The organism is Paenibacillus sp. NPDC057886, assembly GCF_042796655.1.
Taxonomy (GTDB): Bacteria; Bacillota; Bacilli; order Paenibacillales; family Paenibacillaceae; genus Paenibacillus.
The window spans coordinates 535,311-547,812 of the sequence record NZ_JBHVMZ010000004.1 but is presented as its reverse complement, the minus strand read 5'-3'; the positions used below and the strand labels follow the sequence as shown (position 1 = coordinate 547,812).

Annotated in this window: 13 protein-coding genes and 1 riboswitch; all 13 genes read left to right on the top strand. The window is 46.7% G+C overall.

The window, feature by feature from the left end; all coding sequences use genetic code 11:
- The 13 genes from ACFVQB_RS16750 (at position 1) to ytfJ (ending at position 12,407) form a co-directional block, all read left to right on the top strand.
- On the top strand, positions 1 to 657 hold the full coding sequence (locus tag ACFVQB_RS16750) for a stage V sporulation protein AA (RefSeq protein WP_379441088.1): 657 nt from the start codon (positions 1 to 3) through the stop codon (positions 655 to 657).
- Positions 644 to 1,066, top strand: coding sequence for a stage V sporulation protein AB (locus tag ACFVQB_RS16745; RefSeq protein ID WP_063565738.1), 423 nt, complete (start codon positions 644 to 646; stop codon positions 1,064 to 1,066). The genes ACFVQB_RS16750 and ACFVQB_RS16745 overlap by 14 nt, the downstream gene beginning before the upstream one ends.
- An 83-nt stretch (positions 1,067 to 1,149) precedes the next feature.
- Positions 1,150 to 2,760 carry a spore germination protein gene (locus ACFVQB_RS16740; protein WP_379441403.1) on the top strand — a complete coding sequence of 537 codons (1,611 nt, stop codon included), beginning with the start codon at positions 1,150 to 1,152 and terminating at the stop codon, positions 2,758 to 2,760.
- 104 nt (positions 2,761 to 2,864) lie between these two features.
- Positions 2,865 to 4,196 (top strand): diaminopimelate decarboxylase, encoded by a 1,332-nt coding sequence (gene lysA, locus ACFVQB_RS16735; protein ID WP_379441084.1) that lies wholly within the window; start codon positions 2,865 to 2,867, stop codon positions 4,194 to 4,196.
- Between the two features lie 223 nt (positions 4,197 to 4,419).
- Positions 4,420 to 4,851: a peptidylprolyl isomerase gene (locus ACFVQB_RS16730; RefSeq protein ID WP_024630947.1), complete on the top strand. Its 432-nt coding sequence runs from the start codon at positions 4,420 to 4,422 to the stop codon at positions 4,849 to 4,851.
- 146 nt (positions 4,852 to 4,997) lie between these two features.
- Positions 4,998 to 5,161: riboswitch (FMN riboswitch) on the top strand.
- Positions 5,162 to 5,521: 360 nt separating this feature from the next.
- Positions 5,522 to 6,625: a bifunctional diaminohydroxyphosphoribosylaminopyrimidine deaminase/5-amino-6-(5-phosphoribosylamino)uracil reductase RibD gene (gene ribD / locus ACFVQB_RS16725; protein WP_379441081.1), complete on the top strand. Its 1,104-nt coding sequence runs from the start codon at positions 5,522 to 5,524 to the stop codon at positions 6,623 to 6,625.
- A 40-nt stretch (positions 6,626 to 6,665) separates the two neighbouring features.
- The gene (gene ribE / locus ACFVQB_RS16720) at positions 6,666 to 7,334 is read left to right on the top strand and encodes a riboflavin synthase (RefSeq protein WP_064636805.1); all 669 of its coding nucleotides are present in this window, start codon (positions 6,666 to 6,668) and stop codon (positions 7,332 to 7,334) included.
- A gap of 57 nt (positions 7,335 to 7,391) precedes the next feature.
- The gene (locus ACFVQB_RS16715; protein WP_379441077.1) at positions 7,392 to 8,630 is read left to right on the top strand and encodes a bifunctional 3,4-dihydroxy-2-butanone-4-phosphate synthase/GTP cyclohydrolase II; all 1,239 of its coding nucleotides are present in this window, start codon (positions 7,392 to 7,394) and stop codon (positions 8,628 to 8,630) included.
- Positions 8,631 to 8,720: 90 nt separating this feature from the next.
- Positions 8,721 to 9,188 carry a 6,7-dimethyl-8-ribityllumazine synthase gene (ribH, locus tag ACFVQB_RS16710; RefSeq protein ID WP_024630943.1) on the top strand — a complete coding sequence of 156 codons (468 nt, stop codon included), beginning with the start codon at positions 8,721 to 8,723 and terminating at the stop codon, positions 9,186 to 9,188.
- A gap of 102 nt (positions 9,189 to 9,290) precedes the next feature.
- Complete coding sequence (locus ACFVQB_RS16705; RefSeq protein WP_024630942.1) at positions 9,291 to 10,091, top strand: segregation and condensation protein A; 801 nt, start codon at positions 9,291 to 9,293, stop codon at positions 10,089 to 10,091.
- Positions 10,060 to 10,722 (top strand): SMC-Scp complex subunit ScpB, encoded by a 663-nt coding sequence (gene scpB, locus ACFVQB_RS16700; protein WP_379441054.1) that lies wholly within the window; start codon positions 10,060 to 10,062, stop codon positions 10,720 to 10,722. Before ACFVQB_RS16705 ends, scpB begins: the two co-directional genes overlap by 32 nt.
- A gap of 189 nt (positions 10,723 to 10,911) precedes the next feature.
- On the top strand, positions 10,912 to 11,643 hold the full coding sequence (locus tag ACFVQB_RS16695) for a DUF2953 domain-containing protein (protein WP_379441051.1): 732 nt from the start codon (positions 10,912 to 10,914) through the stop codon (positions 11,641 to 11,643).
- A 278-nt stretch (positions 11,644 to 11,921) separates the two neighbouring features.
- Positions 11,922 to 12,407, top strand: coding sequence for a GerW family sporulation protein (ytfJ, locus tag ACFVQB_RS16690; RefSeq protein WP_379441048.1), 486 nt, complete (start codon positions 11,922 to 11,924; stop codon positions 12,405 to 12,407).
- The last annotated feature ends 95 nt before the right edge of the window (positions 12,408 to 12,502 follow it).

The window sequence follows — 12,502 nt, the reverse complement described above, 5'->3', positions numbered from 1 at the left end:
ATGTCCCTGACCCCCACTCCAACGGTCTATGTTCGTTTGCGCAGCCGTATTCGTATCCAAAGGGGCCGAAGTGTCAAGCTTGGAGATGTAGCTCACTTGCTCACCTCTCCCGAAGAACAGGAAGGAAGGCTGCTTGAGCTTGAATTGCTGCGCCCCGGACCGGAGGACGGCAATCTGATCCTCATTGATATATTGCAGATCATTCCCCAGATCCGTCGAGCCTTGCCAGATGTCACCGTTGAATTAATCGGATCGGGTCATACGCTTGTTGAGGTAGTTGTGGGAAGTGGCAAACCTTCCAAATCTCTGTTCATCCTGGTGTGGCTGCTGCTTTTCTTTGGATCAGCATTGACCATTATGAATTTTCATGCGGACGTAAACATGCAGGAAGTTCAGATTCGAATTGTAGAGATGATTACAGGTCGTCGGGATGAGCATCCGTATCTGTTTCAGGTGGCGTATTCCATCGGGATCGGGTTTGGCATGGCCGTATTCTTCAATCATTTATTCAAGAAAAAGTGGAATGAAGAACCTACCCCTTTGGAAGTGGAAATGTTCCTATATCAGCAAAATGTAGACAAGTATGTGGTGATTGAAGAAACCGAACGTATGCATGAAGAGGAACGCAGGGAGATGAATGCGGATGAGCGTTCTTAACGGAGCAATCAGCATTGTGCTGGGTATTGCAGGGGGAATCGCCGTAGGAAGCGGTGTGATTGCGCTTATTCTCGTACTTGATATGATCCCAAGACTAGCTCAGCTTACGCGAACCTATGACAAAACCCATTGGTATGAAGGGGCATTGATCGGAGGTTCGCTGCTCGGTACCGTTGCGGATTTTTGGCACTGGAAGGTACATGGAGCGCTGTTGCTCAGCCCGATCATCGGACTGTTTTGCGGTGTGTTCATCGGTCTGCTTGCAGCGGCACTCACAGAAGTGCTGAATGTACTGCCAGTGCTGGCGAAACGACTGGGTATGAAATCGTATTTATTTGGATTGCTGCTTGCCATGATTTTGGGGAAGATGACAGGCTCCCTGTTTGACTTTTTTGTATACCAGCGTTAAAACGTTAGGCCTAAGGAGGATGGGAAATGGACGTAAGATCGGACAACGATGGGCAAGACTCTGGCGAAGCAACATCCGAAGAGATGATGCATAAATCTCCTTATGAGATTCAGAAGGAAGAGGAGAAGAAGGCTTACGAAAAAAAGAAGCAAGATGAAATGTCTGACAGCATCGAGGAATCAGTGGAATATTGGCAGGAAAACGACGATATTTCCCCTCTCATGAGTGATAACAAATATACGCTTCAGCAAGTTCTGGGACTTGGGGAGTCCTTTGATGTGGATATGAGGGAAATGGTCTTGGGCGGCAAACACGTTGGATTGTTGTTGCTGACTGGATTTGCGAAGGATGAAATTCTGCTTGAAGTGTTAAAAAGGTTAACCTATCTTACACCGGAGCAAGTGTCTGGACATGCGCTGAAATCGTATTTCGAATGTTACATTCCTCATATTCAAGTTGAACGCGTGGAGAAAATGAGCGCCGTCATCAAGAAGGTCCTCATGGGAATGAGTGCCATGTTTGTCGAAGGGGATCGTTCCGTTATTATTATGGATACGCGCAGCTATCCAGTACGCTCACCGGAGGAACCTTCGTTGGAGAGAGTGGTGCGTGGTTCAAGAGACGGATTTACAGAAACACTCCTGACTAATGTGACGCTAGTGCGTCGCAGAATACGCGACCCTGGATTAAAGTTTGAACTCATGCAGGTCGGCCGGAGATCCCAAACGGATGTCTGTGTTGTATATATTGACGATATCGTGGACAAGGTTCAGGTGGATTCTGTTCGTGAAAAAATCAAACGGGTGAATATCGACGGTATCCCTGCTGCCGACAAGCAGCTTGAAGAAGCGATTATTAACAAGGGCTGGCACCCGTATCCGTTGGTTCGTTATTCGGAAAGACCGGATGTGACAGCTTCCCATCTGATGGACGGACGGGTTGTTGTTTTTGTAGATACTTCACCCAGTGTGATGATTCTGCCTACGACCTTTTTTGACCTGTGTGAGCATGCGGAAGAGAACAGGCAGACCGCTTTTATGGGAACTTATCTGCGCTGGGTACGATTTGGGGGTATTCTGATTTCACTTTTCCTGTTGCCGTTGTGGTTGTTGATGGTTATTGACCCTGCCATTAAGCCAGCAGGAATGGAGTTCATCGGTCCTCACGAGAATGCCCAATTGCCGTTAATCCTGCAGTTTCTGCTTATTGAATTCGGGGTGGATCTATTGCGGATGGCAGCTGTCCATACCCCGACGCCACTCGCTTCGGCCATGGGTTTGATTGCGGCCATTTTGGTAGGGGATATCGCCGTGAAAACAGGCTATTTTGTGAATGAAGTTGTACTTTACATGGCGATTGCCGCGATTGGTATGTTTGCAACACCCAGTTATGAGCTTGGTTTGGCAAACCGGTTGGTCAGATTGTTTTTGCTGGTTGCCGTAGCGATATTCAAAGTTCCCGGATTTGTGGTCGGGACGACGTTCATTATTGTGGCACTCACCTTGCATCGCTCCTACAACTCTTCTTATCTCTGGCCATTCATACCGTTTAATGCAAAGGCTTTGGGTAACTTTTTGTTCCGTTTGCCGCTGTTGGAAAATAAAAAACGTCCTTCGATCAACAAAACGCGTGACAATACCAAAATGGATAAAGACCCGGACGGGGAGTTGCAAAAAAGTAAAAAACACAAATGATCTGCCGAAAAATCCATTCTTCTCATTTTCTAATTTGATATACTGGTGTAAAATCATTGGAATAACAGCTGTTCCAGTATATAAAAAAGTGAGGAATGCAGAATATGTATTTACATGGTACAAGTAAAATAAATGCACAGGGACATCTGGAAATTGGCGGAGTCGATACAACCGTGCTAAAAGAACAATTTGGAACTCCCCTATATGTTGTGGACGAGCAATTGGTTCGTGAGCGCTGCAGAGAATACATGGAAGCGTTCCGTGCTTCAGGTCTAGGTTTCCAGGTTGCTTATGCAAGTAAAGCATTCTGTGTAATGGCCATGTGTGCCCTTGCTGCGGAAGAAGGACTTTCCCTGGATGTTGTATCCGATGGTGAATTGTTCACGGCACTACAAGCCGGTTTCCCGGCAGAGCGGATTCACTTCCACGGCAACAACAAAACACTGGAAGAAATCGAAATGGCACTTGATGCAGAGATCGGCTGCTTCGTTGTGGATAACTTCAATGAGCTGCACTTGCTGCAAGCTGTAGCCGCAGACAAAAATCGCATAGTTAACATTTTGCTGCGTGTGACGCCTGGTGTTGAAGCGCATACGCATGAATATATCTCGACAGGACAAACGGATTCCAAATTTGGATTCGATATCGGAAACGGAACGGCATTTGAAGCAATTGAATTGGCTTCCAAGCAGTCCAACTTAGTTTTACTCGGTGTGCATTCACACATCGGATCACAAATTTTCGAAGTTGAAGGTTTCCAGATGGCAGTTCAACGCGTTGCTGAGTTTGCAGCAGCTGTGTATGAGCGTCTTAACGTGGCATTCAAAGTGGTTAATCTGGGCGGTGGCTTCGGTATCCGCTATATTGATGGAGATACACCGCTTGAAGTTTCACAATACGTGAAAGCCATCACGGATGCGGTGAAAACTCATTTTGCTCAAATCGGCTATGCCGTGCCTGAGATCTGGGTTGAACCAGGCCGCAGTATTGTGGGTGAAGCGGGAACAACACTCTACACCGTTGGAACAAGCAAAGATATTCCAGGGGTTCGTAAATACGTAGCTGTTGATGGTGGAATGACCGATAATCCGCGCCCAGCACTATATGAGTCCAAATATGAAGCAGTATTGGCAAACCGTGCAAATGAGGCTGCTCAGGAAACGGTATCTGTTGCCGGTAAATGCTGTGAGAGTGGCGATATGCTGATCTGGGATCTGGATCTGCCTAAAGTGCAAAGCGGCGATCTGCTGGCAGTAGCTTGCACAGGCGCGTACAACTATTCTATGGCAAGCAACTACAATCGAATTCGTCGTCCGGCAGTAGTGTTTGTCAAAGACGGTCAAGGGGATGTTGTTGTACGCCGTGAGACGTATCAGGACATCATCCAGAATGATTTGGTACCTGAGCGCATTGCAAAACAGCCAGTTACCCGTTAAATTTAAGAACAAATAGCGGAATCTTATATGAAGAAGACAAAAAAGGGTCATCCTTTTTTGTCTTCTTTTGCATCTTTAGGGCTGGATTTCGAAAAAATCTTGCTGATTATTTTGCGATCAATCCATTTTCGGTGTACACTAAGAAAAGTGCTATAAAGCTTGGCCCAGGGTCATGCGTTCTGGCACCATTAACGATGGTCAATACGAAAGGAGTCATTTACATATGGCGAAACAAGCGAAAATCAAAATGGCAAACGGCGGAGAAGTTGTAATCGATTTGTTCGATCAAGAAGCTCCAAACACAGTAGCAAACTTTGAGAAATTGGCTAACTCCGGTTTCTACAACGGTCTTGTATTCCACCGTGTTATTCCGGGCTTCGTAGCTCAAGGCGGATGCCCTAACGGTTCTGGTGCAGGCGGCCCAGGTTACACAATCAACTGTGAGATCAACCCGAACAAACATGAGCGCGGAACATTGGCTATGGCGCATGCAGGCCGTAACACAGGCGGAAGCCAATTCTACATCTGCTACCAACCGCAACCACATTTGGATGGACAACATACTGTATTTGGTAAAGTAACCAAAGGTATGGAGTTCGTGGACGCTTTCGAAGGTCGCGACAAAATGGAAACTGTTGAAGTAGTAGAAGCTTAATCAATAACCGTATGTAAACCGTTTCGCAATGAGCGAAGCGGTTTTTTATTACACTAAAGCTTATTAAAAGTTAGTATGTGACAAAAAGGAACAAAAAACAATTGATTTTTTGGCGTTAAAGTGCTAACATCCAATTAATAACGCAACGAATCCTTCAGGGCAGGGTGTAATTCCCTACCGGCGGTGATGCATTATGTGAGGATATCTATCCAGCATTGATGCAAAGTCCGTGACCCATCTGCCTGTGGCAGATGGCTGATCTGGTGTAATTCCAGAACCGACAGTATAGTCTGGATGGGAGAAGGAGAGGGTGCAGTCCTTACGGACCGCATTCCGTAGTAGTGTTGCTGTACAGTTTTTGACGAATTCATTTCCTGTGCAGGGAGAAATCCGGTTACTTTTCCGGCAATCTTCATACATATGCCACATCATAGAAGCTCTTTACCTGTAATTGAAGTTCATTAAGGTATGTGTTTGCTTTCACTTGCCTGAAATGAAGTTTTGGGCGATGTGTTGTTGGCACTGTATCAATAGTACTGCTGGTGACACATGTCTCTCATCATCCCCATCGAACGGTTTGTTCGACGGGGATTTTTTATTGGATATGGAACATGCCTCTCTGTTGGAAGGGAGGTCTATAACTAAGATTTTAACCGTGGGGTGAACGGACTTGGAAATGATTAATGATGAATTTTATATGGCGCTGGCACTGGATATGGCAGAGCGGGCACAAGGACAGACGGGAATCAATCCGGTAGTAGGTTGTGTCGTTGTAAAAGAAGGACGTATCGTGGGCCTTGGAAGTCATCTCAAACGAGGAACGGGTCATGCAGAGGTTCATGCGCTGAACATGGCGGGCGATGATGCCGAAGGCAGTACAGTGTACGTTACGCTCGAACCCTGTAGTCATTATGGCAAGACTCCACCATGCAGCGAACGTCTCATTCATGAGAAAGTGAAACGTGTCGTCGTATGCTGCGAAGATCCGAATCCGCAAGTCTCCGGCAGAGGTATCAGTATGCTGCGTCAACAAGGGATCGAAGTTGAGGTTGGAGTGCTGCGTGAGCGCGGAAGACGGATGAACGAGAAATTCATCAAATACATCACAACAGGTCTCCCCTTTGTAACTTTAAAGACGGCCTCTACACTGGATGGCAAAATTGCTACGCGTAGCGGTGACAGCAAATGGATCTCTAACGAGTCAGCTCGCGAGATCGTACATGCTCTTCGCCATCGCCATCAAGGAATTATGGTTGGCGTGGAAACGGTCATTGCAGACAATCCAGAGCTCACGACTCGCTTGCAAGTAGAAGGGATCAGCCCGGTACGAATCGTGGTCGATTCCAAGCTGCGTCTGCCTGTAGGCTCCAAAATGGTCAAGGATGGCCTTGCACCAACCTGGGTGCTTACAACGGATGAGGCGAGCCCTGAAGCTGCTGAGCGGCTGGAAGCCTATGGGGTGGAGATTATACGCTGTGGTCCTGGACCACGTGTCGATCTGCTAAGTGCACTCAGCAAGCTCGGTGAGCGTGAGATCGGTTCGATTCTGCTTGAAGGCGGAGGCACTCTGAACGGGGCCATGCTGGAATCACGGTTGGTAGATCGACTGCTTATGTTCATTGCTCCGAAAATTGTCGGAGGATACGATACACCAGGCAGTTTCCGCTTCGAGGGTGTAGAACGTATGAGTCAGGCGATTCAATTACATCAGCTGGAAATTGAGCAAGTTGGAGATAATATTAGCATTGGCGGAATTCCGGTTTGGCCTGAATAAATGAATTAACAATAACGAAATAAATAAAGGAGGCGGTAGCATGTTTACCGGTTTGGTGGAAGAAGTCGGTCAGATCCGGCGCATAGGTCGGAAAGGCGAAGCGATGGTCCTGAATATCGGAGCTTCCGCCATCATGAACGACTTGAAGATTGGCGATAGTGTAGCAGTAAACGGGGTATGCTTAACTGCGACAACCCTGGAGGGTGGCGGTTTTACTGCCGATGTGATGCCCGAGACATATCGACATACCAATCTTAGTCAATTGCAATCCGGCAGCAAAGTCAATCTGGAGCGAGCCATGTTGTCAGGTGGTCGTTTTGGCGGGCATATCGTTCAGGGCCATGTCGACGGCACTGGGGTCATTGGCAGCATTACACGTGACCAGAATGCGATTGTATTCGAGATCAAACCTGATGATACGCAGCTGTTTAAATATCTGATACCCAAAGGGTCTGTAACCCTGGACGGAATTAGTCTGACCGTTGTGCATACTTCACAGACCGCATTCACTGTATCCATTATTCCACATACCATTGGTGAGACCGTGTTAAATGTGAAAAAGACGGGGGATACCATCAATATTGAGTGTGATATTTTGGGCAAATATGTGGATCATCTGCTGCACTATGGTAAGGGACATCAGGAGACCGGTGCGGGCAAGCCGAGAAGTATCAGTGAGGATTTCCTCGCTAATCACGGTTTTGCTTAACTAATCGTAATTGATTTAATACAAATATAAATTGAAGTGGAAACTGGAGGGTGACCTATGTCAGAGCAATCCATTCTGAATCCTATTGAGGAAGCCATCTACGATCTTATGCAGGGTAAACCTGTCATTGTGGTGGATGATGAGGATCGGGAGAATGAAGGCGACTTTATCGCTTTGGCCGAAAAGGCTACACCTGAAGTGATCAATTTCATGATTACCGAAGGCAGAGGTCTGGTATGTGTTCCCATTACACAGCAACGTGCCGATGAACTCAACCTGAAACCTATGGTTCAACAAAATACGGACTTTCATGGGACGGCTTTCACTGTCTCTGTAGATCATAAAGATACCACAACGGGCATCTCGGCTCATGAACGCTCCATTACAGTCAAGGGTCTAATTGATCCCGAAGCGAAAAGCGGAGATTTCCGCAAGCCGGGCCACATGTTCCCACTTATCGCCAAAGATGGCGGTGTGCTGCGGCGTGCGGGACATACGGAAGCGGCTGTAGATCTCGCCATCATGTGCGGTTCCTATCCGGCAGGTGTAATCTGTGAAGTGATCAAGGAAGATGGCACGATGGCCAGACTTCCGGATCTGCAGGAGATCGCCCGCAAGCATGATCTGAAGCTAATCAGCATTCAGGACATGATTCGATACCGGAATGAGAAGGAACAGCTGGTTCAACGCGAAGTGGCTGTACGCATGCCGACGGACTTTGGTGAATTCCAGGCAGTAGCGTACACAAATGCGGTGGACAACAAGGAGCATGTCGCTTTGGTTAAAGGCGAAATTGACGGATCGAAGCCTGTACTGGTCCGCGTACACTCCGAATGTCTCACAGGGGATGTATTTCATTCTCATCGATGCGACTGTGGTCCACAATTCGATGCGGCACTGAAACAAATCCATGACGAAGGCAATGGCGTCTTGCTCTATATGAGACAGGAAGGACGAGGCATTGGACTGATTAACAAGCTCAAAGCCTACAAACTGCAAGAGGAAGGTCTGGACACCGTGGATGCCAATCTGAAGCTTGGGTTTGCTGCCGATCTGCGAGATTACGGCATTGGTGCCCAAATTCTCAAAGATCTTGGCGTTCGTCAAATCCGGCTGTTAACCAATAATCCACGAAAAATTAAAGGGCTTGAAGGGTACGGACTTGAAGTGGTGGAACGAGTTCCGATTCAGATGGAAGAGAACGAGGATAATACGGTCTACTTGCACACGAAGCAGGCGAAGCTTGGCCATATGCTGAAGTTCGACGATATCGAGCAGAATGAAGAAAAAAATTGAGTAGCTTTTCTGAAGTAAAACAGGGTGAAATAATATTTTGCCGAAGATCTGCTGCGTACATCATATAATACAATTAGGGAGATGACTTGAATGCCACACTTTTTTGAAGGACATTTAGTATCGGAAGGATTAAAATATGGAGTGGTTGTAGGACGTTTTAACGAGTTCATTACAAGCAAATTGCTTAGCGGGGCACTGGATGCGTTCAAACGTCACGGTGTACAAGATGATGAAGTGGATGTAGCCTGGGTCCCAGGAGCCTTTGAAATCCCGTTGATTGCACAAAAAATGGCTGAAAGTGGCAAATACGATGCTGTCATTACGTTGGGGACGGTTATCCGGGGGTCAACAACACATTATGATTATGTGTGCAATGAGATGGCTAAGGGTGTAGCCGCAATTAACCTGAAAACAGGCGTACCTACAATCTTCGGCCTGGTTACAACAGAGAATATTGAACAGGCCATTGAGCGTGCTGGAACAAAGGCAGGAAACAAAGGCTGGGATGCAGCTACTGCCGCTATTGAAATGGCGAACTTGACGAAACAGCTAAAATAGTGCTTATTTAATATAGTGCCCTGCTCTGCGCAGACGAAAACGGGAGACCGGATTCGGCGGCTTAGCGGGGGTTTTTATTTTTCTGGCGGGAGGATTCGTCTAGTGACGGTAGTTACATACAAACTGGAGACTTTTGAAGGGCCTTTGGATCTGCTGCTTCATTTGATCGATAAGGCAGAGATTCATATCCAGGATATTCCCATCAGCGATATTACCGATCAATATATGGCGTATCTGCATTCGATGCAGGAGCTTGAGCTGGATATTACGAGTGAATTTCTGGTAATGGCGGCAACACTGCTGTCGATCAAGAGCAAACTATTACTGCCCAAACCACCGGTAATCGAGGACTTTGAGGATTATGCATATATGGAAGATGAAGATTATGATCCACGTGCAGAACTAATTGCACGTCTGATTGAATATCGCAAATACAAGGGAATAGCGCGTCATTTGCACGAACGAGAGTGGGAACGCAGTCTTATTTTCTCCAAGGAGCCCGAGGATTTGCGACCGTATATGCCTGTAGAAGCACAATCGAATCCGGTCGAGGGTTTGCATACCTCGGATCTGATTGCGGCCTTCCAGAAGGCGCTGCGCAAAGCGGAGAAGCGGACAACCGTGACTCGGATCCAGCGGGATGAAATCTCGGTTAAGGATCGTATTCGCGATGTCATCGGCGCGTTGGAAAGTATGGGACCAGGAGGCAGGCTGTTATTCTCCAAGCTGCTGGATAACCAAATTTATCGGCATGAGATTGTCGTAACTTTTCTGGCGGTGCTGGAGCTGATGAAGATGAAGCAGATTGTCTGTTATCAGGAGCGGATGTTTGAGGATATCGTTATGGAGTGGAGAGGGGAAACAAAGAATCATGGATTTTCCGAAATTGAAATCGATTATTGAAGGCCTGCTGTTTTTGTCCGGAGAAGAAGGTCTGAGCATCAAACAAATCGCCGAAATCGTGGATCAGCGAACCGAACTGGTGTCGGATGCGATTGAGGAAATGATTGCTGATTTTGCCAACCAGGGACGAGGCGTACAAATTCTTAAAATTGCAGGGGTAGTCCAACTGGGTACCTTGCCGGAACATGCGGCTTATTTTGAGAAATTGGCTTATTCACCTGCACGTACCTCTTTATCACAGGCAGCTTTGGAGACGCTCGCTATTGTGGCGTATCGTCAGCCCATCACGCGGGTGGAGATTGAGGAGATCCGTGGCGTAAAGTCCGAACGTGCCCTCCATACACTTGTGAATAAGGATCTCATTCAGGAAGTGGGACGAGCTGAGGCCATTGGACGTCCAATTCTATATGGCACTACCAAGTCTTTTTTGGACTACTTTGGTTTGGCTTCGCTCAAAGATCTGCCTGAGCCAGGGTTGTTTGAGGATTCCGAAAATCTGGAGGAAGAAACACAGTTGCTCTTTGAAAAATTGGATGTGCAGCATGTGGATCTGGACCTGGATAGTACAAATCTCGAAGACGATGCCAATGCAAACGAAATAAATAACGAAGATGATCCTTTGGATTCATAACTTTACAGTCTCAATCGATCTAAAACCGATGCCCTTTGGGGTGCCGGTTTTTTTGACGTGGTATACGGAATGGATTGCAAGGTGGTGTGTCCAAAGATTAAATGGAATTTTCAGGTCAGACGTGAATTTTTTCCTATATAGAGTGTCATACTAGACGAGAAAAGAATTGAGGGCTTGGAGGTAAGGCCTTTGTGGATTTGGCTTGGAGGAATCGGCTTGTTGATCGCACTGCTTCTTGTCGCAGTCCTAATCTCGTATGTTCATGTGCATTTTACATTCAGGAAACACAATCATGATGATTATGCAAAGATTACGGTTCGTCTGCTATATGGCATTGTGCGTATTAACTATGAAATTCCTAGTATTGTCTTTCGTAATATGAAGGAAGGTTTTCTGGTGAAGACGGAGCAGCGAATGAATCATTCGAGGGGAGAAGCACAAGGCAGCGAGCGTGTTAACAAACGTAAAGTCAAAAAATGGGCTAAAGATGTAAAGATCATGATCAGGGCAACGGAAGCATTGAAGCTCTGGATCAAGCAAACGCTCACTCGGGTACATATGACTCATTGGTCCTGGTCTACCCGCATTGGCGTCGGTGATGCAGCATATACGGCTGTTCTCATAGGTTGGGTGTGGAGCATCAAATCGATTATTATTGGATACCTCTCTTATCAAATCCGTTTTGAACAAACGCCAAAATTACAAGTTGTACCGGTGTGGGAAGACGAGCTGGAGTTCCAAACCGAGCTGGATTGGAAACTAAAGATCCGGATTACAGCTGTCATGACCGCAGCAATTACGTTATTAACCCGGGTGCTCCAAGTAGAGGGAGGATGGCGTATGTGGTTCAAACTTTTACAAGAACAACGGCGCAGACGCAAGCTTAAGCTTAAGAAACAACACAGTAAATCGCACATATAAGTGTATGTGTTGTCCCCGTGTTATATAAATTTCTTGAAGATGGCTGGGGGTAGCGGGTGGAACTATGCCCCTTGGCTGGATTTATTCGGTAGATAAGAAAAACCGAGTATGTGAAAATTTTCTACAGTTTACTCGCAAATGCCGGGTTTTATTTTTCCGAGTCAGCGGTCTGAAATATTGAGGTTTAGTTAAATGGCTGGCTTACATAAGTCCCTTCAAGTTTGGGGATGATATGGTTAGATCAAACCTAGCTTAAATTGAAACTGGAGGGAATTTAAATGTCAGATCATCCAATTCAAGGCTTAATGGAAACCGCAATGGAAAATATCAAGGCCATGGTGGATGTCAATACAATCGTGGGCGATGCGGTTGAAACACCTGATGGTACCGTAATTTTGCCGATCAGTAAAGTGGGATTCGGATTCGCTGCAGGTGGCAGTGATTTTCATGTGAGTGATGGAAACAGCAAAGGTGGAAGCGGCGGAAGCAGTACTACTGAACATGCCAGCTCCGCATCGGTTGCCTCACCATTTGGAGGCGGAAGCGGGGGCGGCGTATCCATTCGTCCTATCGCGTTCCTGGTGGTTGGCAAACAGGGCGTTCACATCGTGCCGCTTGACAACTCAACTCATCTGTTCGAGAAATTGATTGATTCCACACCGTATGTGATGGATAGAATCCAGGACATGTTCCGCAATCGTAATACAGCACAACCTGCGGAGTCCGGCATTCCTGTCACACCTGATCCTTCTACGTATAGCTAAATCATGATTCAGTTAAGATCCCTTCCGCAGCATGTGCGAGAGGGATTTTTGCTGTTTGCTTAGTGGAATGCTGGGAGTATATCCAAAGGGATCAA

Coding starts and splice junctions, on each gene's coding strand:
- ACFVQB_RS16750 (WP_379441088.1), top strand. CDS start 1: ATGTCCCTGACCCCCACTCCAACGGTCTATGTTCGTTTGCGCAGCCGT.
- ACFVQB_RS16745 (WP_063565738.1), top strand. CDS start 644: ATGAGCGTTCTTAACGGAGCAATCAGCATTGTGCTGGGTATTGCAGGG.
- ACFVQB_RS16740 (WP_379441403.1), top strand. CDS start 1,150: ATGATGCATAAATCTCCTTATGAGATTCAGAAGGAAGAGGAGAAGAAG.
- lysA (WP_379441084.1), top strand. CDS start 2,865: ATGTATTTACATGGTACAAGTAAAATAAATGCACAGGGACATCTGGAA.
- ACFVQB_RS16730 (WP_024630947.1), top strand. CDS start 4,420: ATGGCGAAACAAGCGAAAATCAAAATGGCAAACGGCGGAGAAGTTGTA.
- ribE (WP_064636805.1), top strand. CDS start 6,666: ATGTTTACCGGTTTGGTGGAAGAAGTCGGTCAGATCCGGCGCATAGGT.
- ACFVQB_RS16715 (WP_379441077.1), top strand. CDS start 7,392: ATGTCAGAGCAATCCATTCTGAATCCTATTGAGGAAGCCATCTACGAT.
- ribH (WP_024630943.1), top strand. CDS start 8,721: ATGCCACACTTTTTTGAAGGACATTTAGTATCGGAAGGATTAAAATAT.
- scpB (WP_379441054.1), top strand. CDS start 10,060: ATGGATTTTCCGAAATTGAAATCGATTATTGAAGGCCTGCTGTTTTTG.
- ytfJ (WP_379441048.1), top strand. CDS start 11,922: ATGTCAGATCATCCAATTCAAGGCTTAATGGAAACCGCAATGGAAAAT.